This is a genomic window from Pseudarthrobacter sp. TE3704 (assembly GCF_056279405.1).
In genome coordinates, this window is sequence record NZ_JBWCCJ010000004.1 from 103,050 (window position 1) to 128,703 (window position 25,654).

The 25,654-nt window shown below is 67.6% G+C and carries 25 protein-coding genes and 1 riboswitch; of the genes, 11 read left to right on the forward strand and 14 right to left on the reverse strand.

The window, feature by feature from the left end:
- Positions 1-5: 5 nt before the first annotated feature.
- The 7 genes from ACZ9BC_RS11530 to hemE all read right to left on the reverse strand — a co-directional run bounded on the left by ACZ9BC_RS11530 (position 6) and on the right by hemE (position 7,630).
- Positions 6-884 (reverse strand): uroporphyrinogen-III synthase, encoded by an 879-nt coding sequence (locus tag ACZ9BC_RS11530; RefSeq protein WP_476246062.1) that lies wholly within the window; start codon positions 882-884, stop codon positions 6-8.
- Between the two features lie 7 nt (positions 885-891).
- Positions 892-1,890: a hydroxymethylbilane synthase gene (hemC, locus tag ACZ9BC_RS11535; RefSeq protein WP_476246063.1), complete on the reverse strand. Its 999-nt coding sequence runs from the start codon at positions 1,888-1,890 to the stop codon at positions 892-894.
- Entirely contained in the window at positions 1,887-3,149 is a 1,263-nt protein-coding gene (locus tag ACZ9BC_RS11540; protein ID WP_476246064.1) for a ferrochelatase, read from the reverse strand. The genes hemC and ACZ9BC_RS11540 overlap by 4 nt, the downstream gene beginning before the upstream one ends.
- Complete coding sequence (hemQ, locus tag ACZ9BC_RS11545; RefSeq protein WP_476246065.1) at positions 3,146-3,847, reverse strand: hydrogen peroxide-dependent heme synthase; 702 nt, start codon at positions 3,845-3,847, stop codon at positions 3,146-3,148. Before hemQ ends, ACZ9BC_RS11540 begins: the two co-directional genes overlap by 4 nt.
- A 114-nt stretch (positions 3,848-3,961) precedes the next feature.
- On the reverse strand, positions 3,962-4,963 hold the full coding sequence (locus ACZ9BC_RS11550; protein ID WP_476246066.1) for a hypothetical protein: 1,002 nt from the start codon (positions 4,961-4,963) through the stop codon (positions 3,962-3,964).
- A 111-nt stretch (positions 4,964-5,074) separates the two neighbouring features.
- Positions 5,075-6,532, reverse strand: coding sequence for a protoporphyrinogen oxidase (hemG, locus tag ACZ9BC_RS11555; protein ID WP_476246067.1), 1,458 nt, complete (start codon positions 6,530-6,532; stop codon positions 5,075-5,077).
- Positions 6,533-6,535: 3 nt separating this feature from the next.
- A complete protein-coding gene (hemE, locus tag ACZ9BC_RS11560) occupies positions 6,536-7,630 on the reverse strand; it encodes a uroporphyrinogen decarboxylase (RefSeq protein ID WP_476246068.1) in 1,095 nt (364 codons plus the stop codon).
- A 158-nt stretch (positions 7,631-7,788) separates the two neighbouring features.
- On the opposite strand from hemE, the gene ACZ9BC_RS11565 reads away from it, so the two are divergent.
- Positions 7,789-9,105, forward strand: coding sequence for a glutamyl-tRNA reductase (locus ACZ9BC_RS11565; protein ID WP_476246069.1), 1,317 nt, complete (start codon positions 7,789-7,791; stop codon positions 9,103-9,105).
- A gap of 125 nt (positions 9,106-9,230) precedes the next feature.
- Here the strand turns inward: ACZ9BC_RS11565 and moeB are convergent, their stop codons facing one another.
- Positions 9,231-10,430: a molybdopterin-synthase adenylyltransferase MoeB gene (gene moeB, locus ACZ9BC_RS11570; protein WP_476246070.1), complete on the reverse strand. Its 1,200-nt coding sequence runs from the start codon at positions 10,428-10,430 to the stop codon at positions 9,231-9,233.
- Between the two features lie 84 nt (positions 10,431-10,514).
- Between moeB and ACZ9BC_RS11575 the strand changes: the two genes are divergently transcribed.
- Genes ACZ9BC_RS11575 through ACZ9BC_RS11585 form a run of 3 tightly spaced genes read left to right on the forward strand, consistent with a single transcriptional unit; the run spans position 10,515 to position 11,795 of the window.
- Positions 10,515-11,180 (forward strand): TetR/AcrR family transcriptional regulator, encoded by a 666-nt coding sequence (locus ACZ9BC_RS11575; RefSeq protein ID WP_476246484.1) that lies wholly within the window; start codon positions 10,515-10,517, stop codon positions 11,178-11,180.
- A 50-nt stretch (positions 11,181-11,230) separates the two neighbouring features.
- Entirely contained in the window at positions 11,231-11,455 is a 225-nt protein-coding gene (locus ACZ9BC_RS11580) for a DUF3107 domain-containing protein (protein ID WP_079597304.1), read from the forward strand.
- 37 nt (positions 11,456-11,492) lie between these two features.
- Positions 11,493-11,795 carry a hypothetical protein gene (locus ACZ9BC_RS11585; protein WP_476246071.1) on the forward strand — a complete coding sequence of 101 codons (303 nt, stop codon included), beginning with the start codon at positions 11,493-11,495 and terminating at the stop codon, positions 11,793-11,795.
- 95 nt (positions 11,796-11,890) lie between these two features.
- Here ACZ9BC_RS11585 and ACZ9BC_RS11590 read toward each other — a convergent pair whose 3' ends face one another.
- The 4 genes from ACZ9BC_RS11590 to thiO form a co-directional block, all read right to left on the reverse strand.
- A complete protein-coding gene (locus tag ACZ9BC_RS11590; protein ID WP_476246072.1) occupies positions 11,891-12,229 on the reverse strand; it encodes a 4a-hydroxytetrahydrobiopterin dehydratase in 339 nt (112 codons plus the stop codon).
- 46 nt (positions 12,230-12,275) lie between these two features.
- Entirely contained in the window at positions 12,276-13,091 is an 816-nt protein-coding gene (locus ACZ9BC_RS11595; RefSeq protein WP_476246073.1) for a thiazole synthase, read from the reverse strand.
- Between the two features lie 4 nt (positions 13,092-13,095).
- A complete protein-coding gene (thiS, locus tag ACZ9BC_RS11600; protein ID WP_079597308.1) occupies positions 13,096-13,332 on the reverse strand; it encodes a sulfur carrier protein ThiS in 237 nt (78 codons plus the stop codon).
- The gene (gene thiO / locus ACZ9BC_RS11605; protein WP_476246074.1) at positions 13,329-14,666 is read right to left on the reverse strand and encodes a glycine oxidase ThiO; all 1,338 of its coding nucleotides are present in this window, start codon (positions 14,664-14,666) and stop codon (positions 13,329-13,331) included. The genes thiS and thiO overlap by 4 nt, the downstream gene beginning before the upstream one ends.
- Positions 14,659-14,777: riboswitch (TPP riboswitch) on the reverse strand. (Overlaps the previous gene by 8 nt.)
- 27 nt (positions 14,778-14,804) lie before the next feature.
- Between thiO and thiE the strand changes: the two genes are divergently transcribed.
- The 4 genes from thiE to ACZ9BC_RS11625 all read left to right on the forward strand — a co-directional run bounded on the left by thiE (position 14,805) and on the right by ACZ9BC_RS11625 (position 19,962).
- Positions 14,805-15,539: a thiamine phosphate synthase gene (gene thiE / locus ACZ9BC_RS11610; RefSeq protein WP_476246075.1), complete on the forward strand. Its 735-nt coding sequence runs from the start codon at positions 14,805-14,807 to the stop codon at positions 15,537-15,539.
- Between the two features lie 77 nt (positions 15,540-15,616).
- On the forward strand, positions 15,617-17,098 hold the full coding sequence (locus ACZ9BC_RS11615) for an RNB domain-containing ribonuclease (protein WP_476246076.1): 1,482 nt from the start codon (positions 15,617-15,619) through the stop codon (positions 17,096-17,098).
- Positions 17,099-17,398: 300 nt separating this feature from the next.
- Entirely contained in the window at positions 17,399-19,081 is a 1,683-nt protein-coding gene (locus ACZ9BC_RS11620; protein ID WP_476246077.1) for a DEAD/DEAH box helicase, read from the forward strand.
- An 8-nt stretch (positions 19,082-19,089) separates the two neighbouring features.
- Positions 19,090-19,962 (forward strand): DNA-methyltransferase, encoded by an 873-nt coding sequence (locus ACZ9BC_RS11625; RefSeq protein WP_476246078.1) that lies wholly within the window; start codon positions 19,090-19,092, stop codon positions 19,960-19,962.
- Between the two features lie 71 nt (positions 19,963-20,033).
- Here ACZ9BC_RS11625 and ACZ9BC_RS11630 read toward each other — a convergent pair whose 3' ends face one another.
- On the reverse strand, positions 20,034-20,882 hold the full coding sequence (locus ACZ9BC_RS11630; RefSeq protein ID WP_476246079.1) for a PHP domain-containing protein: 849 nt from the start codon (positions 20,880-20,882) through the stop codon (positions 20,034-20,036).
- Between the two features lie 79 nt (positions 20,883-20,961).
- Here ACZ9BC_RS11630 and ACZ9BC_RS11635 point away from each other — a divergent pair, with 79 nt between their 5' ends.
- On the forward strand, positions 20,962-22,542 hold the full coding sequence (locus tag ACZ9BC_RS11635; RefSeq protein ID WP_476246080.1) for an aminopeptidase P family protein: 1,581 nt from the start codon (positions 20,962-20,964) through the stop codon (positions 22,540-22,542).
- Between the two features lie 105 nt (positions 22,543-22,647).
- Here the strand turns inward: ACZ9BC_RS11635 and ACZ9BC_RS11640 are convergent, their stop codons facing one another.
- A complete protein-coding gene (locus tag ACZ9BC_RS11640) occupies positions 22,648-23,598 on the reverse strand; it encodes a YflT domain-containing protein (protein ID WP_476246081.1) in 951 nt (316 codons plus the stop codon).
- 77 nt (positions 23,599-23,675) lie between these two features.
- Between ACZ9BC_RS11640 and ACZ9BC_RS11645 the strand changes: the two genes are divergently transcribed.
- Together ACZ9BC_RS11645 and ACZ9BC_RS11650 are read left to right on the forward strand one after the other, a co-directional pair.
- Positions 23,676-24,959, forward strand: a complete 1,284-nt coding sequence (locus ACZ9BC_RS11645; protein WP_079597317.1) for a magnesium transporter MgtE N-terminal domain-containing protein — start codon at positions 23,676-23,678, stop codon at positions 24,957-24,959.
- The gene (locus ACZ9BC_RS11650) at positions 24,943-25,647 is read left to right on the forward strand and encodes a DUF1003 domain-containing protein (RefSeq protein ID WP_104443484.1); all 705 of its coding nucleotides are present in this window, start codon (positions 24,943-24,945) and stop codon (positions 25,645-25,647) included. Before ACZ9BC_RS11645 ends, ACZ9BC_RS11650 begins: the two co-directional genes overlap by 17 nt.
- Positions 25,648-25,654: the final 7 nt, after the last annotated feature.

Consider the following 25,654-nt stretch of genomic DNA (forward strand, 5'->3'; position numbering starts at 1 on the left):
GTCCTTCACGTTGATTCAGGTTGGTACCCAAGGGCGGCTTCGACGGCGGCAACAAGGCCTTCCGGCGTGGGCTCAGCCGCCACCGCGGCCACCGGCAGGCCAAGCGCGGCCGCCTGCTCCGCCGTCGAACGCCCGATCACCACCAGGCGGCAGCGGTGCAGCGGTGTGAGATCAGCGATGCGCCGCACGGCGCTGGGTGAGGCCGCGACCACCGCGTGAATGCTTCCGTCCGCGATCCCGGCAGCGGCTGCTGCCGGTGACAGCAGTGAGTACGACGGCGGCGCCTGGCCCGCTCCCCCGTCTTCCACCGGGACGGCGAGCCTTCGCTCTGCTGACGCCGGGTATTCGACGGTCCGGTAGGCGGTGACCACAGTAACGTTGCTGCCCGCCGCGAGCAGTCCTTCAGCCAGCCGGGGTGCAGCGATGTCGGCCTGCGGCAGCAGGACCCTGCCTCCGCCCGGCCACACCTCGAGCATCCCGGCGGCGGACTGCTCGCCCGAAGGCGTCAGGTGCACCACCAGCCCGTTTGCTTCCAGCAGCCCGCGCGTCGCCGGACCGATGGCAGCGATACGGGTGCCGGCGGGGATCCACTGGCTCAGCGCCACGCCGCGGTCCTGCGCCTTCGCCAGGAGCACGTGGACTGTGGTGGCACTCGTGACCACCAGCCAGTCGAAGGCACCGGCGCCCAGGGCATCGCAGGCTACCTCAAGGGAATGCTGGTCTGCCGCGCGTTCGAAGTCGATGAGCGGCAGGAGGACGGCGCTGGCTCCGGCCTCTTCCAGTGCAGCCACGAGCGAGAGCGAGCGTTCCGGGCTGCGCGTGACCAGGACCCGGGCTCCGCTGAGCGGCTTGCCCGGACCGGATGCACGGGAAGGCGATCCCATGGCCAGGTCAGGAAGCCTGCAGGTCTGCGATGTCGGCGGCCCCGCCGGCAAGGAGGACTTCGGCCAGTTCGATGCCCAGCAGGGTGGCCCCCACTTCGGTCAGCCCGTCGGTCGCGCGCTTGTCCCGGACCGAGGCTGTGCCGTCCACGGCACACACCACGGCCTCCAGGTGAAGCATGCTGCCCTTGCGGTAGGCGTAGGCGCCCACCGGAGCCGCGCACCCTGCCTCAAGCCGGGCCAGCAGGGCACGCTCCGCGGTGACGGCGAGCCGGGTGTCAGGATCATCAAGCGCGGCCAGCGCCTGGGCCAGCACTTGCCGGGACCCTTCGGTTGAACCGGGCCTCGCAGGTGCATCGGCAGTGCGGCATTCGATCGCCAGGGAACCCTGCCCCGCGGCGGGGAGCATAACATCCGTCTCGAGGTATTCGCTGACAGCGTCCAGCCTGTTGATGCGCTCCAACCCGGCTGCCGCCAGCACAACGGCGTCAAGGTCGCAGGACTTGCCCGGAACAACCTGGTCCGTGGTGTTGCCGGGGAGTCCGGAGACCCTGCCGAGGCGGGTGTCCACGTTGCCGCGGATGTCCAGGATTTCCAGGTCCGGCCGGGCAGCGCGGAGCTGGGCGGCCCGGCGGGGCGAACCCGTCCCCACCGTGGCACCCGTGGGAAGATCTGCGAGCTTCAGCCCGTCCCGTGCGCAGAGGACGTCACGGACATCCACACGCCGCGGCGTCGCTGCAAGGCTAAGGCCCACTGCCGCCCCGGTGGGCAGGTCTTTCAGCGAATGGACGGCGACGTCGCACTCGTTCCGGAGCAGCGCGTCGCGCAGGGCGGCCACGAAAACGCCGGTGCCGCCCATTTGCGACAGCGATCCGGTGAGGACGTCGCCGTCGGTCCTGATGTGGACGAGCTCCACGGGGAAGCCTCCAACGGCGGCAAGCTGGTCCGCGGTTTGCTGCGTCTGGGTCAGGGCCAGCTTGCTGGCCCTGGTTCCGATCCGGACAGTCACTGCTGTGCTGCTCCCTGGGTTGCGTCCCGGCCGGCCGGTGCCGCGGGATAGGGGTCATGGCCGGTGCCCACCGTGGTGTCCGCCCCGGCGATGGTGGGCTTTTCGCCCCGGAAGTTTGCGCAGCACCCGGGCCGGCATACGTCGTACCAGGGGCCCAGGTCCGTCACCGCAGGGCGGTCGCTGATGTTGTTTGCCGCCGTGCGTTCGGAGATCAGGTCCACCAGGCCGTTGACGAACTTACGGTGCGTTCCGGGCGTGGGCACGCGGGTGGCGGCCAGGCCCAGGTTGGCGCAGGTTTCCAGGGCCTCGGTATCGAGGTCCCAGACAACTTCCATGTGGTCGCTGACGAAGCCCAGGGGCACGATGACGATGCCCTTGATGCCCTGGCCGGCCAGCTCCTCGATGGCATCGTTGATGTCAGGCTCAAGCCACGGCACGTGCGGGGCGCCGGAGCGGGACTGGTACACCAGTGACCAGGGTGCGGTCAGGCCGGATTCTTCCTGGACCCGCCCGATGACGGCCGCGGCAGTGGCGAGGTGCTGAGCCACGTAGGCTGAGCCTTCCTCGAATTCGCGCGGTTCGCCCTCGGACCTTCCCGCTGCGTCGGCGTCCCGGGTGGGGATGGAGTGGGTGGCGAAGAGGATCTGGATGGGCGCGTCCGGGGTTCCGGCTTCTGCCAGCTTGGCACGGACGTCGGCGAGTCCGGCGGCGGTGCCTTCCACGAACGGCTCCACGAAGCCGGGGTGGTCGAAGTACTGGCGGACCTTGTCCACCTCCAGGCGGCCGTCCAGGCCGGTTTCGGTCAGGGCCATGCCGATGTCCTCGCGGTACTGGCGGCAGCTGGAGTAACAGGAGTAGGCACTGGTGGTGATCATCAGCACCCGGCGGTGGCCGGCGTCGTACGCGTCCTGCAGGGTCTGCGGGATATAGGGAGCCCAGTTGCGGTTGCCCCACAGCACCGGAAGTTCGATGCCCCGGGCGGCCAGTTCGGCTTCGAGTGCCGCCTTGAGCTCGCGGTTCTGCTGGTTGATGGGGCTGATGCCGCCGTTGGCACGGTAGTGATGCGAGACTTCCTCGAGCCGCTCGTCCGGGATCCCGCGGCCGCGGGTGACGTTGCGGAGGAAGGGGATGACGTCCTCCTGCCCTTCGGGGCCGCCGAAGGAGGCGAGGAGGACGGCGTCGTAGTCCTTGGGGGCCATCCGGCCGGACTCCGTGACGGGGTTGACGGCGGTGGTTCCCTGGGGATCAAGGGGACTCATGCGAGGACCTCGGCTACCTCTTCGGCGGAGATCCGGCGTCCTGTGTAGAACGGGATCTCCTCGCGGACGTGGTTGCGTGCTTCCGTGGCGCGCAGGTGGCGCATCAGGTCCACCAGGTCCACCAGGTCGGGAGCTTCCAGGCCGAGGATCCACTCCCAGTCACCCAGGGCGAAGGAGGAGACCGTGTTGGAGATGACCTGCGGGAAGTCGCGGCCCAGCAGGCCGTGGTCGCGAAGCATCTTTCCGCGCTCGGCCTCGGGAAGGATGTACCACTCGTAGGAGCGGACGAACGGGTAGACGCACAGCCATTCCGCCGGCGCCACCCCGCGGGAGTATGCGGGCGTGTGGTTCTTCGCGAACTCGGCCTCGCGGTGGACGCCCATGGCAGACCAGACGATCTCTGTTCCGGCGAAAAGGGTGCTGCGGCGGATATCGCGGATGGCCTGCTGCAGGGCTTCCGGCTTGGGGCCGTGGAGCCACACCATAATGTCGGCATCGGCGCGCATGGCCGAGACGTCGTAGCTGCCGCGGTGGGTTACGCCCGCTTCGGCAAGCCGTTCCAGCAGGGCCTCGAAGTCAGCGGCGGCATTGGCGCTGCGGACCACTGCCTCGGACCGCTTGAAGACCGTCCAAAGAGTGAAGAACTGCTCGGCAGTTTCTTCGGTTTTAGTGACAGATTCGGCAGAAGTGTGGCTCATGGTTACAAGTTTGCCCTTTAGTACCCGTCAAGTCGAAACCAATGAGTTCTACAACTCGTAGAAGTGAGCAAGGTCACATCCGTGCATGCTTGCAGGCACCGACAGGCTGCCGGCTTAGGGGTTGCGCAGGCGGAAAAGGACCAGCCCGGCGGCACCAGCCACGCCTACCAGCCCTGACCCCAGCCAGACCATGGCGCTGCGCGGCTCCGGCTGTGCAGCAAGCCGGGCGTTGCTGCGCGGCGCGCTGCCCGGTGTGCCCGTGGAGTATGGCGTCCATCCGGCGGCCTGCGGCGCGGCGTACGGCGAGGAATACAAGGGCGCTGCGGCGGCCTGGCGGTCCGTTGCAGCCGTCCCGGCAAAGGGTGCTGCCGGGGCGTCGGTTCCGGCTTGGCCCGCCGCTTGGCCATCCCCCGCTGCCGCAAGTTTGCCGGGCTCGGATGCAGGGGCTTCCAGGGTCGCCGCCGGTTCGCCTGCGGGGGCCGCGGCGGTTTCAGGAGTGTCCGAGACCGCGGCCTCCGGAGCCGGCGCTGAAGCAGGAGCCGGGGCGGCGGCGGATGTGGCCGGCGCAGTACGTGACGGTGCCGGAGCCGATGTCGCCGACGGCGTGGCAGGGGTCCGGCTGGCACCCGGCGCGCTGGGCGTCGGCGCGGTGGACGGTTTCGCACTGGGGGTGGGTGCGGCGGTTGCTGAAGGGCTCAGGGTGGCCGTTACCGCCGGGAGAAGCGCCGGTGGCACTGCAATCGCGGAGGCGCTTGCGGATGGGCTGGGGCTGGGAGCTTTGCCGGGATCGGCCTGCTTTCCCTTTCCGGTGCCATTTCCGTTGCCGCCGGATTCCTTGCCCTTGGCGTCTTTCCCGTCGCGGTTCTGGCCGGGGGCGTCCTGCCGGGCGGCCTCGGCCTGGCCCTGCAGGGAGGCTTCCAGGGGGAGGATCTTGTTTTGCTGGGTAATGGGTGCAGCCGGGTCGCCGGGGTCGGGCGTCACCTCGGCTGCTTGGGACGCAGAAACGCCGGTGGCTAGAACCAGTACCGCTCCGATTGCCGCAGCTGCTGAGCCGCGCCGGATTCCCCCATGGATACCGGTCCGGGACATTGAAAGCTCGGACCTGTTGTCAACCATAGTCACCGACCCTAACCAGATCGGCGGGGGAACTTAAAACCGAAAAAAGGGCAAACCGCCGCCCGGGAGAGTCAGGTGTTGGACTCGTGCGGCGCTGACCAGCGACGACGCTCAGCCAGCCACATTCCGAACTTGTGTCCGAGTGTCGGACACCACGGCAGCCAGCCCGTTGCCCGCTACCCAGCCACCCACCAATGCCAGGCCGCCAGCGGAGGTGCACGCTTCCCGAATCGCAGTGACCCGTGCGCGGTGGCCGACGGCCGCAAACGGCAGGGACCCGCGCCAGCGGACAACGTCCCAATCCACCAGGCTTTCCCTGCTGATGCCGACGCCCAGCAGCGCTGCTGCATCGCGCAGGGAAGCGGCCAGAAGGCTTTCATCGGTCTCAGGCCCGGCGGACGGTTCCCCTGCCCCGTCCGCCCTGCCGTAGGAGAGGCGCAGGACATGCCGGCCGGGGCCGGCCGCCTCTGCAAGCCAGTCCCACTTGCCGGTGGCATGGGTCAGCGCCTTTGCTTCGATCCCGGGCGTCTGCGGTGCCACCAGCACACCTGTGCCGCGGGGGCGGCTGTCCAGGCCTGGGTTGTCCAGCACCAGGGTGACAAGCTTGATGTCTGGTCCTGATGCCGGCTTCTTGCCGGCGATGGCGGGGACCGGCCCTTCCAGCAGATCGACCGCGGTGGGGCCGTCAACTGCCACCACCAGCACGCCGGCGTCGAACGTTCCGTTGACGGACTGTACGTGCCATCCCTCGAGTGAGCGGGCGACCGAGACGGCCGGGGTATCAGGCAAGAGCGTGACACCCCTCCCACGGAGATCTTCAACGAGCGCATCCACCAGGGTGTGCATGCCGCCTGCCAGGCCTGCGACGGCGGACCCGGCTTTGGCGGGCTGGCCGGAGGCGGCGGCGTCCGGCACTCCTGCCGCCTTGTGCCCCCCGCGCCGCTGGGCGGCGACGGCGGCGGCGAGGGAGCCGTGTTGCCGGAGCCTGGCGCGGAGTCCGGGAGCCACCATGTCGACGTCGAGCAGTGCAGGATCGGCCGAATGGACACCGCCCACCACCGGGGCTACGAGCCGTTCCAGCACCCGGGCGCCCATCCTGGCCTTGACGAGGGCGGCGACGCTGACCACGTCACGCCCGCTTCCTACCGAAGCGGGCAGGAACCGGTCCAGGGAAGCACGCAGGGAACCCGGGAGGCCAAGTGTCCGCCGGACCTCAGGGTCCCAGGGGTTGGCCGGGATGCCCAAAATCCCGGTTTTGGGAAGTTCGCGGGGGCCTTCGGGGAGCTGCACCCATGCCCCGCCGGGCCTGGGAGCCACGATGTTGCCCGCCAGGCCCAGTTCAGCGGCGAGGCCGGAGACGGCATCGGACCGCGTGGCGAAGGACTCGGCACCGCTGTCCAGGGTCAGGCCGGCCACCACATGGCTGCCCACGCAGCCGCCCCACCCGCTGCCGGCCTCCAGGAGGGTGACCTGGTACCCGGCGGCGGCCAACTCCCGCGCGGAGAGCAGCCCGGAGATGCCGCCGCCCAGCACCAACGCAGTTCCGGCGTCCAGCGGCGCACTGCCCACCGGTTACTCCGGGGAGATGGAGTGGATGAGTTCAACCACCCGGGTCAGGACTGCCGGGTCCGTCTCGGGCGGCACGCCGTGCCCAAGGTTGAGGACGTGCCCGGGGGCGGCGGATCCGGCGGCGATGACCTCGCGGACGTGCGCCTCAAGAACGTTCCAGGGCGCCGACAGCAGGGCAGGATCGATGTTTCCCTGCAACGGAACGGCGCCGCCCAGCCGGCGGTTTGCTTCATCCAGCGGCAGCCGGTAGTCCACGCCCACCACGTCGACGCCCACGTCCCGCATGGCAACGAGGAGCTCGGAAGTTCCCGTGCCGAAGTGGATGAGCGGCGCGCCGAGGTGCCGGACATGGTCCAGGGCGCGGGACGACGCCGGGGCAACAAAGCGGGTGTAATCGGCCAGTCCCAGCGACCCTGCCCAGGAGTCGAACAGCTGCGCGGCGGAGGCGCCGGCTTCCAGCTGCGCCTGGAGGAACATGCCGGAAGCGTCGGCGGCCCAGTTGGCCAGGGCGTTCCAGGTTTCCGGGTCGGCGTGCATCATGGTGCGCGGCCCGAGGTGGTCGCGGGAAGGCTTTCCTTCAACCATGTAGGCCGCCAGTGTGAAGGGTGCGCCGGCGAACCCGATCAGCGGGGTCTTGCCCAGTTCGGCCACCGTCAGCCGGACCGCTTCCCGGATGGGTTCCAGAGCTTCCCATGTCAGCTGGGGCAGCGCCGCCACGTCCGCGGCCGTGCGGACGGGCTTGTCGAGGACAGGGCCCACGCCCGGAACGATGTCCACGCCCACGCCGGCAAGCTTGAGCGGAATGACGATGTCCGAGAAGAAGATCCCCGCATCGACGTCGTGGCGGCGGACCGGCTGAAGAGTGATCTCGGATGCCAGTTCAGGCCGGAGACAGGAGTCCAGCATGGCGATGCCTTCGCGCACCTTGAGGTATTCGGGCAGGGAACGCCCTGCCTGCCGCATAAACCAGACGGGACGGCGGGACGGCTTGCCGCCGCGGTAGGCCGTTATCAGCGGGGAGTCCGCGGTGCGGCCGTCCAGCAGTGGATGGTCAGCGGCAAGTACGCCGGCAGCGGAGACGGCAGGGCTAGGAGTCATGCCATCGATTGTGCCGAAAATCAGCGCCAAAAGATAACGACAGGCTGTCTCCTGTTGGGGCACCGCGGCCGCCGTGGCGGGAATCACAAGCCCCTCCGGCCCTTGACGCGGCAGGTAGTTGTTCTACCGAGGAACGAAAAAGCTATGATTGATCCGTTGTGGTTCTTTTTTCATTGGTGGCTACACACGCCGACATCGATCTTGAGACCGTTGCCCAGTTGAGCAACGGTTCCTCCGGTATTGCCACATCCGCTCTCTCCGGATCACCGGCAGTTAAGGGTGCGGTTGTCCTTGCCACCTGCAACCGCTACGAAATCTACGGCGAAGCGCCGCACCCGGACGACGTCGAGGCCGCCCGCGCCGCCCTTGTAGCCCAGATCAGCGATGTCAGCGGACTCAGCGAATCGCTTGTCTCCCGTTCCTTCAGCACCCGCACCGGCCCTGAAGTAAGCCAGCACCTCTTCGCCGTCAGCGCCGGACTGGACTCCGCCGTCGTCGGTGAACGCGAAATCGCCGGACAGGTCAGGCGGGCACTGATCACCGCCCAGCACGAAGGCACCGCCAGCTCCGGACTGGTGCGGCTGTTCCAGGCCGCATCCAAGACCGCCAAGGACGTCGGCGCCCAAACAGCGCTCGGTTCGCGCGGCCTATCCATCGTGTCGGTGGCATTGGACCTGGCAACAGACCTTTCCGAGAACCAGGACTGGACCACCAAAAAAGTGGTGGTCTTCGGGACCGGTGCCTACGCCGGCGCAACCATGGCACTGCTGCGCGAACGGGGCTGCACGGACATCTCGGTCTTTTCTTCCTCCGGCCGTGCCGAGGGATTTGTCGCCACCCGTGGCGGCACCGCCCTCGACGCCGAATCACTGCATCCCGCAGTTGCCGCCGCGGACGTCATGATCGGGTGCAGCGGTTCCGACACCCGGGTGGAGGCCGATGAACTGGCCCAGGTCCGCGCCAATTCCCCGCAGCCGTTGATCGCCATTGACCTGGCATTGACGCATGATTTCGATCCCGCGGTGGGTGAGCTCGACGGCGTCGAACTCCTCACCTTGGAATCCGTGCGCCTCGCCGCGCCCCAGGAGCAGGCCGAATCGCTGACGCAGGCAAGCGGCATCGTCAACGGTGCTGCCAAGGCCTTTGAGCAGGAACGCGAAGCCCGGTCGGTGGATTCGGCCATTGTTGCCCTCCGCCGGCACACCATGAACGTCCTGGACGCAGAAATGGAAAAAGTCCGGGCCCGGCACGGCTGCACCGCCGCTGCCGAGGAAGTGGAATTCGCGCTTCGCCGCATGGTCAAGCAGCTGCTCCACGTGCCCACGGTCCGCGCCCGCGAGCTGGCGGCCAACGGCCAGCAGGACGAATACGTGGCGGCCCTGGAAGCCCTCTACGGCATCACCGTGGAGCAGCCCGCTAGCCCCACAGCCCAGGCCGAATGCCCGGTGGACCACCGGGGCCTCGAAAGCGCCTGACCCTCAACGACGATCTCTCACTTAACGTTGCTTAAACGACGACGCTCTCTCACTTCCTTTTAGAAAGTGAGAGAGCGTCGCAATTTCAAGGGCAATAAGTGAGAGAGCGTCGCTGAGGCGGCTTGTCAGTAGACGGGCTTCTGGGGTTCCACGTCACGCACCCACGCGAGGATGCCGCCGTCGAGATGGCTGATCCGCTCGTACCCCGCCTTCCGGGCCGCCGCAAGGACATTCGCCGAGCGCGCCCCGGACTTGCAGTGGAAGACAATGTCCTTGTCCTGTGGGATCTCCGCCCAGGCGTCGCCGGCCAGGATCCTGCCCTGCGGGATGAGGACCGCCCCGTCGATCCGCACGATGTCGTACTCGCCCGGCTCCCGGACGTCCACGAGCTCAAAGTCCTTGAGCCCCGCTTTCCGCGATGCCAGCATGGTGGCCAGCTGCGTGGCAGTCACCGTGTGTTCCGTGTCCGACTGGACTGCAGGCGTGATGCCGCAGAACGCCTCGTAATCCGTGAGTTCAGTGATGGGCTCCGCCGCAGGGTCCTTGGACACCCGGATTTCCCGCCAGCTGCCGCCCAGGGCGTCGAAGAGCGCCACACGGCCCAGCAGGGAACGTCCGACGCCGGTGATCAACTTGACTGCCTCCGTCACCATCAGCGATCCCACAGCTGCGCACAGCATGCCAAAGACGCCGCCCTCGCCGCAGGAGGGCACAGAGCCGGCCGGCGGGGCCTCAGGGTAGAGGTCGCGGTAGGTGGGTCCGTGCTTCTCCCAGAAAACGCTGACCTGGCCGTCGAACCGGAAGATTGAACCCCACACGTAGGGCTTGCCGAGGATGGCGGCGGCGTCGTTCACCAGGTAGCGGGTGGCAAAGTTGTCCGCCCCGTCAAGGATCAAGTCGTACCCGGCGAACAGCTCCAGGGCGTTGGAGGCGTCCAGGCGCACGTCGTGGAGCCGGACATCCACCAACGGGTTCAGCGCGGCAATCGCATCCCGCGCCGACTCGATCTTCGGCTTGCCGACGTCGGCCACGCCGTGAATGACCTGGCGCTGCAGGTTGCTGAGGTCCACCGTGTCGTCATCGATGATCCCGATTGTTCCGACGCCCGCTGCGGCGAGGTACAGCAGGGCCGGCGATCCGAGCCCGCCGGCGCCGATTACCAGGACCCTGGCGTTCTTGAGCCGACGCTGCCCCAGGGTACCGATCTCGGGAATAATGAGATGCCGCGAGTAGCGTTCCACCTCGGCGGGGGTGAGCTCACCTGCCGGTTCCACCAACGGATCCAGCGAAACAGTTGAAATATTTGCGGTGAAAGTCGAAGCCATACTTCAATGTAGGCCCCGGGATACCGCCCGGTCATATTACCCCGCAGTAAAGTGGAGGTAACTGCAATGGAAAGAAGGACAACCGTGGTCCCTGAAGCACGGGCTGAACGCCCGCCCGCCGCCGAACCGCAAACCTCCCCGCGTCCAGCAGGCCAGCGCTCCGCCCGGCTTCCCCGCGATGAGCGGCGCGCCCAGTTCCTTTCCGCCGCGCAGGAAGTCTTCGTAGCCAACGGCTACCACGGCGCCGCGATGGACGAGATCGCCGAAACGGCCCACGTCAGCAAACCGGTCCTGTACCAGCACTTCCCCTCCAAACGCGAGCTTTACCTTGCACTGCTGGAAAGCCACCTTGCGTCCCTGACCGAGCTGATGCTGGGCGCATTGGACTCCACCACGGACAACAAGGAGCGCGTGAAGGCCGTCATGCGCGCCTACTTCCGCTTTATTGCCAACGATGACCAGGCCCACCGGCTCGTGTTCGAGTCGGACCTCATCAATGATCCGGATGTCAGTTCACGCCTGGAGACCTTCAACCGGACCTTCGCCGACGCCATTGCCCGCGTCATTGCCGGGGACACCAAACTCCCCCACCTCGAGGCGGAGCTTTTGGGGCGCGGACTCGCCGGGATGGCGCAGGTCAGTGCCCGCTACTGGCTCGAAACCGACGGTAACCTTGACCTCGATGTGGCCAGTGACCTCATCTACCGTTTAGCTTGGCGCGGAATCTCTCGCTTCCCCAAAGAGTCCTAGACTACAAATAAGACATCACCAACGAACTTTGACTGGCTGGGAGGCCCCCTGTGGAAATTAAGATCGGCGTTCAGAATGTTGGCCGCGAGATTGTGCTCGAATCGGCACAGGACGCAGACACGGTGGCCAAGGTTGTGGGCGAAGCCATCAACGCCGGCAGCGAGCTGCGCCTGACGGATGACAAGGGACGCCTGATCATTGTTCCCGGAAATGCCCTGGCTTATGTGGAAATCGGCGCCGAAGAGGTCCGCCGCGTGGGGTTCGGCCAGTTCTAGCCCAGGCCCGCGCTGCCGCGAATCCCGAGGAGATCCGTTGCTTTCCCTGACCATCGTTGTGCTCGCCACCGTCGCCGCAGGTTTTATTGTCTGGGCGAATGACAGGCGGCATGCCAAGTACGGCGCCGGCCTGCCCGCCGGCGTAGCCGTGGGTGCAGGGGCCCTCACGTGGATCATCCTCATGGCCGCCGGCTTCGGCTACCGGCCTGGGCTGACCTGGCTTCCATGGGTCCTGCCCATCGCGCTGGGGGCTGCGGCCGCCGTCGTGGCTATTCTTTACCTGGGCCGCAGCCGCGCCCGGCAGGACACCCTCCGGCTTACCGCGATCCTTCGGCGCTGAGCGCCGGTTTCTGTTGCACCTTAAGTAAGTGGCCGCTGTCCCGTTGGGACGGCGGCCACTTGCTTAACGGCACAGCTGCTTGATGGCGCGGCTGCCTAATGGTCCGGCACGTATTTCGAAGGCTCGGCCACAGCCCCGGACGCTGCCGCGGCGTCGCTTGCCCCGGCGGCCGCAGTGAGGTCCCGCCTAGTCACCTGCCCTCCGGCGTCGTGGGAGGTGTACCGGATGAAGACGCGGTTGTAGCGCCAGTCGAGGTCCGGATGGTGGTTTTGTTCCTCGGCAAGGCGTCCGACGGCGGCAATCACCTCGAGTGCGGCAGCCGCCGTCGGCGTCTTGAAGACGGTGACCAGGCCGCCGTCGCTGAAACGCCAGTCCGGCAGTCCGGTGAGTGCTTCGTCGATGCGTTCCCGGGGAAGGGCGTCTTTGGCGGCCACTGCTGCTCCTTGCATCAGGGCGCCGGCCGGTCCGAAGGAGCAGGCCCTACAGGAACTCGGCCCGGCCCTCCATCGCCGACGACGCCAGCGCGTGCTCGCGGCGCGGTATCCGACCGGCCGCTTTCGCCAGCCTACCGGCGATGACAGCGTGTTTGAAGGCCTCCCCCATCATCGCCGGGTTCTGCGCCCGGGTCACCGCGGTGGCCAGCAGCACGGCGTCGCAGCCAAGCTCCATGGCAAGGGCGGCATCCGACGCCGTGCCGATGCCTGCATCGAGCACCACCGGGACGGAGGCGCGGGACACGATGAGCTCGATGTTGTGCGGGTTCAGGATCCCCAGCCCGGTGCCGATGGGTGATCCCAGGGGCATGACCGCGGTGGCTCCCAGGTTTTCCAGGCGAAGCGCCAGGACCGGATCGTCGTTGGTGTACGCGAACACCTTGAACCCGCGGTTAACCAGCTGTTCGGTGGCGTCCACCAGTTCCACGGCGTCCGGGAGGAGGGTGTGCTCATCTGCGATGACCTCAAGCTTCACCCAGTCGGTTTCCAGTGCCTCGCGGGCCAGTTCGGCGGTGAGGACCGCATCACGGGCCGTGAAACAGCCGGCGGTGTTGGGGAGGACCCGGATGCCGTGGTCTACGAGCAGCTGGAAAAGCGAGCCCGTTTCGGCCGTCGAATAGCGGCGCATTGCCACGGTGGTCAGTGCTGTCCCGGACGCCAGGAGCGCGGCTCCGAGGCCGTCCAGGCTTGGGGCGCCGCCGGTGCCCATGATGAGCCGCGATGCCAGGGGTACGCCGTCGATGACCAGTGTGTCGTCCATGCCGGAGGCGCCGGCCGGTGTGATGGTGGTGGTTTCGGTCATGGTCTCAGCCTCCCTGCACTGCCGTGACGAGCTCGACGTCGTCACCGTCGGCGAGCGCTGTTGCGAACCATTGGCTGCGGGGTACTACCTGCGCGTTGTGCGCCACCGCCACGCCGAGTTTGCCGCCGTCGCGGGCCTGGCCGTCAGCGGCGAGGGGGCGGCCGGTGACCTGGCTGACGAGCATGGTGATGGAGGCCCCGTCAGCCACCGTATGTTGTTGTCCGTTCAGGGTGATGTTCATGCTGTCTCCTTGATGTTGAAGATGGTGGCGGCCGGTTCGCCGCCGGAAAACCGCCCCGGGTTGAACGGTTGCCAGCGGACGTCCGCCGTGCCGTCCAGAAGGTCCCGGCAGATGGCCGCCGCTGCGGGGGCCAGGAGGACGCCGTGCCGGAAGAATCCGGTGGCAATGATCAGTCCCGCAACGTGTGCGGACTCCCCGGCTGCCGGATCGCCGGCCAGTGGCACCCGTCCCAGCAGCGGGGCGTTGTCCGGGGTGCCGGGCCGCGCCCGTGCCGTGCATTCCAACAGCTCGAGTTCGGCGACGGCGGGCACCAGGACCTGGGCATCGCGGAGGAGCTGGTAGACCCCGCCTGCCGATACGGCGCCCGCTGCGGCGCGGGCACCGGCCGCAGGTGCGTTATGTGTTGCGGCAAGGGCGTCCTCACGCTGGGTGGCTCCGATCACCACCGTCCCGTCCTGCCGCGGGACGATATACACGGGGACGCCGTGGACCAGCCCGCGGACGGTTGAGGTCACCAGCGGCTGGAGCTGCCGGGGCACTGCCAGGCGCAGGATATCCCCATACACCGGCCGCAGCGGCAGCTGCAGGCCGTCGGGCAGCCCCGCCAGGGCTGCAGCATCCAGGCCGTTGGCAACGATCGTTTCGCGGGCCAGGACCGTGCCGCCGCCCGCGAGCCGGGCCCCGGCCACTGCCCCGTCCGCCCAGACCAGCCCGGCGGCCCGGTCCGGCACGGCGTAGCCGTCGATGGCCCCCGCCACGTCTGTTCCATTACTTTCGACGGCGGGGCAATGCGCGGCGAGCGCGCGCCGCAGGCAGGACACCAGGCGCCGGGGATCCACCTGGTGGTCCGCGGGAGTGTCCAGTGCGCAGGCGATGGCAGGGCTGAGCAGCGGTTCCCGGCGCCGGGCCTCCCGGACAGTCAAAGGCTCCACGGACAGGCCGCTGGCCTGCTGCACCCCGCGCAAATCCATGAGGGCGCGGCGATCGGCGGCATCGGCACCCACGGCGAGCGTCGGCGTCGTGAGGTACCCGGGACTTTCGCCAGAAGCGGCGGCCAGTTCCGCGGCAAAGCCCGGCCACCGGGCGGAGGAGGCAAGCATGAGCTCCAGGAGGTCCTCCTCCTGGTAGTGCAGCTCGCTCACCGGGGCCAGCATTCCGGCGGCCGCCCAACTGGCCCCGGCTCCTGGCGCGTCATCGATCAGCACGACGGACCGCCCGGAACGCCTCGCCTCCCAGGCGATGGCATGCCCAACCACTCCGCCGCCGATCACGGCCACGTCGGCACGGATTGTGCCCGACGGAGCCCCGGGCGGGGCAACGTTTGGGGTGCTCATGTGTCTCCTTCCCTACGCCGGCATTAACCGGATCAGGTCAAGCGGTCGGCTCTGACGCCCTCTCAGCCCGGCGCTTTATGACAGCTGCCGCGGGCTCCCGCAGTACGAGGCCAGTGTAGAGGAACTAGGCTTGCAGCCATGAATGTGTCCCAGTCCCCTGCCCCCGCTGCCGCAGTCCCCGCAGCCGATGCCTTCACCCACGCCGAAGGCACTGCCGGCCTGAACAGCGCCCGCCTCTACCTCTGCACTGATGCCCGCCGGGACCGCGGGGACTTCGGGCAGTTCGTGGATGCTGCCTTTGCCGGCGGCGTGGACATCATCCAGTTGCGGGACAAGGCCATCGAGGCGGCGGAGGAGCTGGAGCTGCTGGCGGTTTTGAAGGAAGCGGCGCAGCGCCATGGCCGGCTGTGGGCTGTGAATGACCGGGCGGACATCGCCGTGTTGTCCGGTGCGCCGGTGTTCCACATCGGTCAGAAGGACCTTCCGTTGGATGCAGCCCGCACCCTGCTCAACGGCAACGCCGCCATCGGGCTATCCAGCCATGCCCCCGGGCAGGTGGACGCCGCCCTCGCTGCCGCAGCCGGACCGTCCGCGCTTGACTACTTCTGCGTCGGACCCGTCTGGGCCACGCCCACCAAACCCGGCAGGGCCGCCGTCGGGCTGGACCTCGTGAAGTACGCCGCCGCAGCCTCGGCCGACGCCGGGAACGGGGTGCCCTGGTTCGCCATCGGCGGCATCGACCACTCCAACGTGGACCAGGTTGTGGAAGCAGGAGCGAGCCGCATCGTTGTGGTGCGTGCCATCACGGAAGCTGATGACCCTGCCGCCGCTGCTGCCGCCCTTGTCGCTGCCTTGGACGGGGCCACACCCTAAGGCTGCCGCAACACGACGCAGCCCGCGCGGCGTCAATGCCATGCAAAACCGGGGCTCTTCGGGCTAGGCTGATTTTCGTGTCACATCATCGGCTGGCTCCCAACGTCCACGAGCACAACAATGCCCTCGAGGAAGCCCTGGGTGCGCTGCGGACCGAACTGGAACTGCCCGGCCCATACCCCATACACGCAGTCAGGGATGCCGAAGCCGCCGTCGCGGCCTTGCAGCTGCCGGCCTATGACCTGACCGGCATCGAATTCATCACCATCGATCCGGCATCGTCCACGGATTTGGACCAGGCCCTGTTCATCGAGGCCGACGGCGACGGGTACCACGTGCTGTACGCCATCGCCGATGTTCCCTCCTTCGTGACACCCGGCGGGCCCCTGGACGCCGAAACACGGCGGCGCGGCCAGACGTTTTATGCCCCGGACGGCCGGATTCCGCTGCATCCGGAAGTCATCAGCGAGGGAGCCGGGAGCCTGCTGCCGGGGCAGGACTGTTCCGCCTTTGTCTGGGATTTCCGGCTGGACAGCGCCGCCGAAGTCACCTCCGTCGCCGTGAAGCGGGCCCGCATGCGCAGCCGGGCCAAGCTCAGCTACAAGGGGGCGCAGGCTGAACTGGATTCGGGCAACGCATCCCCCGTCCTCCAGCTGCTCAAAGAGGTTGGCCTCAAGCGCGTGGAGCTGGAACGTGCCCGTGAAGGTGCCAGCCTGAACATGCCGGAACAGGAGATCGTCCAGCTTCCCGATGGCGGCTACCGCATCGCCGCCGCCCCGCAGCTTCCCGTGGAGGACTGGAACGCGCAGATTTCGCTGATGACCGGCATGGCCGCGGCGCAGCTCATGCTGGCCGGCAGAGTGGGTATCCTGCGCACCATGCCCGCGCCGGATGAGCGCTCCCTCAACCACTTCCGCCTGCAGACCGAAGTGCTGGGCAAACCATGGGACGGGGAGGTCAGCTACGGCGAATACCTGCGCACCCTGGACCCCACCGATCCCCGGCAGCTGGCCATCATGCATTCGGCGGGAATGCTGTTCAGGGGCGCCTCCTACACCGCCTTTGACGGTGTGGTCCCGGAAGACGCGGTGCAGTCGGCCATCGGTGCCGCCTACGCCCACACCACCGCTCCGCTGCGCCGGCTGGTGGACCGCTTCGTGCTGGTGATCTGCGAGGCCCTGAGCAACGGCGGCAACGTTCCCGCATGGGCCCGGGAGGCGCTGCCGTCGCTGCCGGACATCATGGCAGGCTCCGACCAACTGGCGTCCCGGATGGAGCGCATGGCCCTGGACACTGTGGAGGCGGCGCTGCTGGTCAACCACATCGGCCAGGAATTCGACGCAATCGTCATTTCCGGGTCCAAGCCGCAAAACGGAAACGGAAAAAACGGGAACGGCAGGAACGGGAACGGCAACGGCGGCTCCGGAATCATCCAGGTGTCCGAGCCCGCGGTGACCGCCCGCTGCGCCGGCGAACTGGAATCCGGCACCAAGGTGCTTGTGCGCCTGGTTTCCTCCGATATTGCCACCCGCGAGGTCCATTTCGAACTGGTGCAGTAGTCCCCTGTGGACAGCACGCTTGAGGCGCGGCAGGGCCGAAACCGGGATTTAGGCGGTGTACGGCTAGACTGGAGAAGTAGATATGGATGCCCGGTCGTTGATTTCCTTGATTTGAAACCAACAAGCCCGCCCCTACGCGATCTTGAGATTTGCCCGCTGGTCACCAGTGCCAGCATATAGATAGCCCGCGATCGGCTTCCACTGGAATTGCTTGCGCGCCCGAGCGTGCTCCGGATCAGCCTCCCCGGCCGGCCCGTTGAGCAGGCAGCGCCATTGCCCAAATGAATAAGGAAACTCCCTGTGAGTGAATTGCATACCCATCAGCTTCTGACGGACGACACCGGCACTGAGACCATCGAGCCCGAAGAAACCATCATCTCCGATGAGAAGCCGCACGAAATCGCGGAAAAGTCCTTCGCCGACTACAACGTCCGCGAAGACATCGTGGAATCGCTGGCCGACGCCGGGATTACCCACCCCTTCCCCATCCAGGCCATGACCCTGCCCGTGGCGCTGTCCGGCCACGACATCATCGGACAGGCCAAGACCGGTACCGGCAAGACCCTGGGCTTCGGCATCCCGGCGCTGCAGCGCGTCGTCGGGCAGGACGACCCCGGCTACGCGAAGCTGGCCGTTCCGGGCGCTCCGCAGGCCCTGGTCATCGTCCCCACGCGCGAACTCGCGGTGCAGGTGGCCAATGACCTGCAGACCGCCTCCCGCAAGCGCAATGCCCGCATCACCACCATCTACGGCGGCCGCGCCTACGAGCCGCAGGTGGAAGCCCTGAAGCAGGGCGTGGAGGTTGTGGTGGGCACGCCCGGCCGCCTGATCGACCTCTACAAGCAGAAGCACCTGAGCCTCAAGAACGTCAAGATCGTTGTGCTCGACGAAGCCGACGAGATGCTGGACCTGGGCTTCCTGCCGGACGTGGAAACCCTGATTGCCGGCACCCCTGCCGTCCGGCAGACCCTGCTGTTTTCCGCCACCATGCCCGGCCCGGTCATCGCCATGGCACGCCGGTACATGACTCAGCCGACGCACATCCGTGCGGCGGACCCCGAGGACGAGGGCCTGACCAAGCGGGACATCCGCCAGCTCATCTACCGTGCACACAGCATGGACAAGACCGAAGTGGTGGCCCGCATCCTGCAGGCCCGGGGGCGGGGACGCACCATCATCTTCACCAAGACCAAGCGCACCGCCGCGAAGGTTGCCGAGGAGCTGGTGGACCGCGGATTCGCCGCTGCCGCCATCCACGGCGACCTTGGCCAGGGTGCCCGTGAGCAGGCCCTGCGCGCCTTCCGCAACAACAAGGTGGACGTGCTCGTTGCGACGGACGTTGCTGCCCGCGGCATCGACGTCGAGGACGTCACCCACGTCATCAACTACCAGTGCGTGGAAGACGAGAAGATCTACCTGCACCGGGTGGGCCGCACCGGCCGCGCCGGCAACAAGGGCACAGCCGTCACGTTCGTGGACTGGGACGACATGCCGCGCTGGGGCCTCATCAACAAGGCCCTGGGGCTGAGCGTGCCCGAGCCCGTCGAAACGTACTCCTCCTCGCCGCACCTGTACACGGACCTGGACATCCCCGAGGGCACCAAGGGCCGGCTGCCGCGGGACAAGCGCACCTTGGCCGGCGTCGATGCCGAAGTCCTGGAGGACCTGGGCGAAACCGGCAAGAAGAACAGCCGCAGCCCCCGCAGCGGGGACGGCCGGGACCGTGACAGCCGTGGGCGCTCAGGCAAGACCGGTGGCCGTGAAGGTGGCCGCGGCGGCGATTCCGCCGCCCGCTCAGGCGAGCGCCGCCGTCGTTCTTCCGAGCCTGCCGCAGCCTCCGCATCCGCCGGCGAGTCCGCAACCGGAACCGACGGCGAGCAGCCTTCGCGTGCCCGGCGCACCCGCACCCGTACCCGCCGCCGCAACGGTGAAGTGGTTGCCGGCACGGACAAGGGCGCACAGCCTGGCAGCAGCGAGGGCTAACTGCCTTCATGACTGACACTGTTTGGGCGCCGGACGGCGGCAGCCTGGTGGTGCACGCGGACAACGCGGAGTACCTCCCCACCCTGCCGGCCGGCGCCTTCACACTGATTTACGTGGATCCGCCCTTCAACACGGGCAGGCCGCAGCTGCGCCAGGAAACCAGGATGGTGGCCAACGCCGAGGGCGGCGGGGACCGGGTGGGCTTCAAGGGCCGCTCCTACGACACCATCAAGGGTGCCCTGCACCGGTACGACGACGCGTTCAGCGACTACTGGTCCTTCCTGGAGCCGCGGCTCGTGGAGGCCTGGCGCCTGCTGGCCGAGGACGGCACCCTGTACCTGCACCTGGACTACCGCGAGGTGCACTACGCCAAGGTGATGCTGGATGCCATCTTTGGCCGGGAATGCTTTCTGAACGAGATCATTTGGGCCTATGACTATGGCGCCCGCGCCAAGAACCGCTGGCCCACCAAGCACGACAACATCCTGGTGTATGTCAAGAACCCCGCGAAGTACCACTTCGACAGCGCCGAGGTGGACCGGGAACCCTACATGGCCCCCGGCCTGGTGACCCCTGCCAAGCGTGAGTTGGGCAAGCTGCCCACGGATGTCTGGTGGCACACCATCGTCTCCCCCACCGGCAAGGAAAAAACCGGCTACCCCACCCAGAAGCCTGAGGGACTGGTCCGCCGGGTCGTGGCCGCCTCAAGCCGGCCCGGCGACTGGTGCCTGGACTTCTTCGCCGGTTCCGGGACCCTGGGCGCGGTGGCCGCCAAGCTGGGCCGCAGGTTCGTCTGCGTGGACCAGAACCAGCCGGCCGTGGACATCATGGCCAAGCGGCTGGGTGCCCACGCCACCTTCGTGACCCACCAGCCCAACTAGGTAGCGCTAACTGTCGTTCTGGGGCTCCTTAACGACAGATCGCGCTACTCAGTTGGGGAAGCCGGGCAGGATCAGGGGCGGACGACGGCGGTCCCCGTGCCCAGCTCCTCGATCCGGGCCAGGACGTCCGGTGCCGTCAGGTTCTCCCCCAGCAGGTTGGGCTTGCCCGTGCCGTGGTAGTCGGAGGAGCCCGTGATCAGCAGGTCATGCTTCTCCGCGAGCCGCCGCAGGAACGCGCGGCCTTCCTCCGGGTTGTCACGGTGGTCGATTTCCAGCCCTGCCAACCCGGCGTCGATCATCTCCTGGTAGACGCGCTCGCCCACAATCCTGCCCCTGGCGGACGCCACCGGATGGGCGAAGACCGGGACTCCGCCGGCTGCGCGGACCAGTTCGACGGCGGTGGCGGGGTCGGGTGCGTAGTGCTGGATGAAGTAGCGCGACCGCGAGGTGAGGATGGACGCGAACGCCTCGGAGCGGTCCTCCACAACCCCGGCCGCCACCAGGGCGTCGGCGATGTGCGGGCGGCCGAGCGTCGCACCCGGAGCGACATGGTGGATGACGTCATCCCACGTGAGCGGGTAGTCCTCGGCAAGGAGCGTGACCATGCGCTCGGCGCGGGTCAGGCGCGCATCCTTGGCTTTAGTAATCTCCTCCAGCAGCCCCGCATGCGCGGGATCGTGCAGGTAGCTCAGGAGATGGACACTGATCCCTTCGCCGGTCCGGCAGGAAACCTCCATGCCGGGCACCAGCGCCACCCCGTGCTCCGCAGCGGCGGCAGACGCTTCCGCCCAGCCGTCCGTGGAGTCATGGTCGGTCAGCGCCACCACGTCCAGGCCGGCGCGGGCAGCGGAGGCCATGACGTCGGCGGGTTTCTCCGTGCCGTCGGAGACATTCGAGTGGGCATGCAGGTCGATCCTCACCAGTCCAGCCTAGTAGACGGGCCGCCGGCCCGCGGGAAGCCCATTCGCATCGCCGGGAAGCTGGTGAGACGATGGTGCCGTGAACCATGCCGATAACACCCCGAACTCTGCTTCCCAGCCGCTGGAAGAGCGGGTCAACAACCGCTCGCAGCGGCCCAGTTCCGACGCTTTCAAGGCCTTCATGGCCAGCAATTGGGCGCCGTCAAACGAGGAGCTTCCCGGCCGCGACGCCGTGGCCGGCTACGCCGCAAACCGGCGCAAGGCCATCTCCTCCCAGTTCGCAGGCGAACGCCTGGTCATCCCCGCCGGTCCGCTGAAGGTCCGGTCCAACGACTGCGATTACCGGTTCCGCCCACACTCCGGCTTTGCGCACCTGACCGGCCTCGGCCTGGACCACGAGCCGGACGCCGTGCTGATCCTGGAGCCTGTCGAGGAAGGAAAGGGCGACGACGGCGGGCACCACCGTGCCACGCTCTACTTCCGGCCGCTGGCCGGCAGGGACACGGAGCAGTTCTACGCAGACGCGCGTTCCGGGGAGTTCTGGATCGGGGCCCGTCCCACCCTGGCCGAGTTCGAGGCCCGCCTGGGCCTGGCAACAGCCCACATCGACCAGCTGGAAACGGCCATCACCAAAAACGTGGGCGCGCCGGAGATCGGCGGCATTTCCATCAGGCTGGTCCGCAAGGTGGACGAAAACATCGATGCCCTGGTGGACACGGCCCGCTACAACACGGCGAAGGATCCGGACAACCTGGACCTGGGTGTCCTGGATGCCCTCGATGAAAAACTCAGCGAAGCCCTCTCCGAGCTGCGCCTGCTCAAGGATGACTGGGAAATCGAGCAGATGAAGTCCGCCGTGGCCGCCACCGTTGAAGGTTTCGAAGAAGTGGTTAAGGCCCTGCCGCGGGCACTGACCCACGCCCGGGGCGAACGGGTGGTTGAGGGCGCGTTCTTCGCCCGTGCACGCGAGGTGGGCAACGAGTTGGGCTACGACACCATAGCAGCGTCCGGCAACAACGCCACGGTCCTGCACTGGACCCGCAACACCGGAAAAATCAGTGCCGGCGAACTCCTGCTGCTCGACGCAGGCGTGGAAGTCGATTCCCTCTACACAGCTGACATCACCCGCACCCTTCCCGCCAGCGGGGTGTTCAGCGACGTCCAGCGCAAGGTCTACGAGGCAGTGCTCGACGCCGCAGACGCCGGCTTCGCCGCTGCGCGTCCCGGCACAAAGTTCCGGGACATCCACACGGCCGCCACCACCGTCCTGGCCGAGCGGCTCGCCGCATGGGGCCTCCTTCCCGTCAGCGTGGAGGAAGCCATCAGCCCCGAAGGCCAGCAGCACCGCCGCTGGATGCCGCACGGCACCAGCCACCATCTGGGACTGGACGTCCATGACTGCGCACAGGCGAAGCGGGAGCTTTACCTGGACGGCATCCTTACAGAAGGCATGGTGTTCACCATCGAGCCCGGCCTCTACTTCAAGGAAGAGGACCTGGCCATTCCCGAGGAATACCGCGGAATCGGCGTCCGGATCGAGGACGACATCCTGATGACCGCTGACGGCCCGGTCAACCTCAGTGCCGCCCTCCCGCGCAAGGCGGAAGACGTTGAGGACTGGATGGCCGGCATCTACCGCGAGGCTGACGCCGCCTCGTAGCCCGCCTTAGGCAGGCAGTGCGCCCGGCTTAGGGCATTCGGCAAACGAAAAAGCGGGACCCCCGGAAGTGTCCGGCGGTTCCGCTTTTTCGTGTTCTTGGAACGGCTACTGCCGCGGACCGCCGGGCCGCTGCTGGCCGTCTCCATCGCGATCGGCGTCCGTGGCGGGCACTGTGCCGCCGGGCACCTGGCTGGCACCGGGCTGGTCCACGTCCGGCTGGGCCTGCCCCGGAGCCGGTTCCTGGGGCAACCGGACGCCGTATTGGGGCCGGCCGTCCGGCAGGTCAGGGTAACGGACCGTGCGCACCGGCTCCTGGCGCGGGCCGCCGTCGTTATTCTGTCCGTCCTGCTGGACACCCTGCTGCTGGCTGCCGGCAGCAGGGTAGCTGCTGTCCTGGGCGGAGGATCCCGAGGACTGGCCGTAGGGGTCGTTCCAGCCCGACGGGCGGGCCGGGCCCTGGCCCGGCTGCTGGTAGTTCTGGTTCTGCTGGAACGGCTGGTTCTGGTAGTCGCGCTGCGTGTAGGGGCCGTTGCCTGTGGCCGCGTCCGAGCGGCTCATGGGCAGCTGCTGCAGGAGCCGCCGGGCCTCGTGCGCCGCCTCAGGCGACACCACGACGTCGTAGCTGGTGGCAACCACCTGGCTGGTGGAGGTGAAATCCCGCTTGCCCCGCTGCATGGCATAGGTGACGATGCCGAAGAGCATAAAGAACGCGGCGCCCATCAGCACCGACGTGAGGATGGAGAAGTACCCGGGCGAGGGCGCGAAGAACGAGAGCAGCACACCCACGAACAGGCCGAACCACATGCCGCTCAGTGCGCCGGAAAGGGCCACCCGGGGGTAGCTCAGCCGGCCCGTCACCCGCTCCACCATCTTCAGTTCGTTGCCCACGATGGATACCATGTGTACCGGGAACTGCTGGTCCGCGAGGTAATCCACCGCCTTCTGGGCATCCAGGTAAGAGGTATAGGAGCCGACGGTGTCGCCGGTGGGAACGGCCCTGGCGTCGTCCATGCCGTTGGGGCCACCTGCCTTGGGAGCACCAAAAATGTTTGCCATGGTCCCATTCTTGCCCATCCGTATGGATGCTGCCTGTGAATTCAGCTAAAAGAGAGCAGACTCGGTAGCCTGTAGGGGTGAGCACAACACCTACCCGCGTCTTCGTGGCCCGCCTGCTGGGCCTCGACGTCTTCGACCCGCTGGGCGACCGGCTGGGCCGGCTGCGCGATGTTGTTGTGCTGTCCCGCGGAACCCAGGGCGCGCCCCACGTGGTGGGCATCGTGGTGGAAGTACCGGGAAAAAAGCGCGTCTTTGTGCCCATGACACGCATCACCTCCATCGACCAGACCCAGATCATTTGCACGGGGCTGGTCAATTTGCGCCGTTTCGAGCAGCGCGGCGCGGAGACGCTGGTGGTGGCCGAGATGTTCGACCGCCGCGTGACGCTGCGCGACGGCAGCGGCGACGCCACCATCGAAGATATCGCCATGGACCAGACACGCTCCCGCGACTGGTTCGTCAGCAAGCTCTTCGTCCGCCGCGGCCATTCCCTCTCTCCCCTCAGCCGGCTGCGCCGCAACGAAACCCTGATCATCGACTGGGCCGACGCCCTGCAGGGCCCGCGCACCGAGCCGCAGGCCGCCACCCAGTTCGTGGCCAACCACGAGGACCTCAAGCCCGCCGACTTTGCCGAGGCCCTCCAGGAAATGAGCGACAAACGCCGTTTCGAGGTTGCCAGCGAACTTCAGGACGAAAGGCTCGCCGACGTCCTCCAGGAGCTTCCGGAGGATGACCAGGTGGAGATCCTCTCCGCCTTGGACGTGCAGCGGGCCGCCGACGTCCTGGAGGAGATGGATCCGGACGACGCCGCCGACCTCCTTGGCGAGCTCCCCTCCGCCCAGGCGGAGGAGCTGCTCCAGCTGATGGAGCCGGAGGGTGCCGAGGACGTCCGGCGCCTCCTGGAATACGACGAGGACACCGCCGGCGGCCTTATGACGCCCGTCCCGGTGATCCTGCCTCCGGAAGCAACCGTGGCCGAGGCCCTGGCCCACGTGCGCCGTGAGGAACTGTCACCGGCCCTTGCCTCCTCCATCTTTATTGCCCGGCCCCCGCTGGAAACACCCACCGGGCGTTTCCTGGGCGTGGTGCACATCCAGCAGCTGTTGAGGTTCCCGCCCTTCGAGCCGCTGGGGAACCTGGTGGACAAGAACCTGGAGCCGCTGTCCGACCAGGCACACATCAGCGAGGTAGCCCGCACCCTGGCGACGTACAACCTCAATTCCCTGCCGGTGGTCAATGACACCGGCCGCCTTGTGGGGGCGGTGACTGTTGATGACGTCCTTGATCATCTGTTGCCGGATGACTGGCGCGCCCATGATGGCGAAGCCCCGATAAGAAAGCTCGGTGGCCGCATTGGCTGACAACACCGCTCCGAAGACCCCCAACCAGCGGATCCCGGGCAGGGCGGCCAAGAACAACATGGGCAGCCTGGACACGCCCCTGAGCGGCCGCCAGCGGATCCTGCCCAAGTTCTCCCCGGACCCGGATGCCTTCGGGCATGCCACGGAGGGTTTCGCGCGCTTCATGGGCACGCCGCAGTTCCTGGTGTACATGACGGTGTTCGTTGTGGTCTGGCTGGCGTGGAACACGTTTGCGCCGCTGGAGTGGCAGTTCGACTCCCGCGACCTCGGCTTTACGCTGCTGACCCTGATGCTCTCCCTGCAGGCCTCGTACGCGGCGCCGCTGCTGCTGCTGGCGCAGAACCGGCAGGATGACCGGGACCGCGTTTCGCTGCAGCAGGACCGCCAGCGCGCCGAACGCAACCTCTCGGACACCGAATACCTCACCCGGGAACTCGCTTCGCTGCGGATCGCGCTGCGCGAGGTGGCCACCCGCGACTACGTCCGGGCGGAGCTGCGGTCACTGCTGGAGGACATGCTGGAGGCCCAGGAAGAGCTGAGGACCCATGACCCTTCCGGCCCCGGCAGCCACGAGTCCCCGCGGGACAAGGTCAAGGACAAGCTCCGGGAACAGCGTGACCGGCAGCGGAACCCGCGCACGCAGCAGATTCCCCGGGTCAAGCCAGGCCACTCCACCCAAGACAGGTAACCCCAGG

Coding starts and splice junctions, on each gene's coding strand:
- ACZ9BC_RS11640 (WP_476246081.1), bottom strand. CDS start 23,598: ATGGCAAACATTTTTGGTGCTCCCAAGGCAGGTGGCCCCAACGGCATG.
- hemQ (WP_476246065.1), bottom strand. CDS start 3,847: ATGAGCCACACTTCTGCCGAATCTGTCACTAAAACCGAAGAAACTGCC.
- ACZ9BC_RS11530 (WP_476246062.1), bottom strand. CDS start 884: ATGGGATCGCCTTCCCGTGCATCCGGTCCGGGCAAGCCGCTCAGCGGA.
- ACZ9BC_RS11625 (WP_476246078.1), top strand. CDS start 19,090: ATGACTGACACTGTTTGGGCGCCGGACGGCGGCAGCCTGGTGGTGCAC.
- thiO (WP_476246074.1), bottom strand. CDS start 14,666: ATGAGCACCCCAAACGTTGCCCCGCCCGGGGCTCCGTCGGGCACAATC.
- ACZ9BC_RS11550 (WP_476246066.1), bottom strand. CDS start 4,963: ATGGTTGACAACAGGTCCGAGCTTTCAATGTCCCGGACCGGTATCCAT.
- hemE (WP_476246068.1), bottom strand. CDS start 7,630: ATGACTCCTAGCCCTGCCGTCTCCGCTGCCGGCGTACTTGCCGCTGAC.
- moeB (WP_476246070.1), bottom strand. CDS start 10,430: ATGGCTTCGACTTTCACCGCAAATATTTCAACTGTTTCGCTGGATCCG.
- ACZ9BC_RS11540 (WP_476246064.1), bottom strand. CDS start 3,149: ATGAGTCCCCTTGATCCCCAGGGAACCACCGCCGTCAACCCCGTCACG.
- thiE (WP_476246075.1), top strand. CDS start 14,805: ATGAATGTGTCCCAGTCCCCTGCCCCCGCTGCCGCAGTCCCCGCAGCC.
- thiS (WP_079597308.1), bottom strand. CDS start 13,332: ATGAACATCACCCTGAACGGACAACAACATACGGTGGCTGACGGGGCC.
- ACZ9BC_RS11595 (WP_476246073.1), bottom strand. CDS start 13,091: ATGACCGAAACCACCACCATCACACCGGCCGGCGCCTCCGGCATGGAC.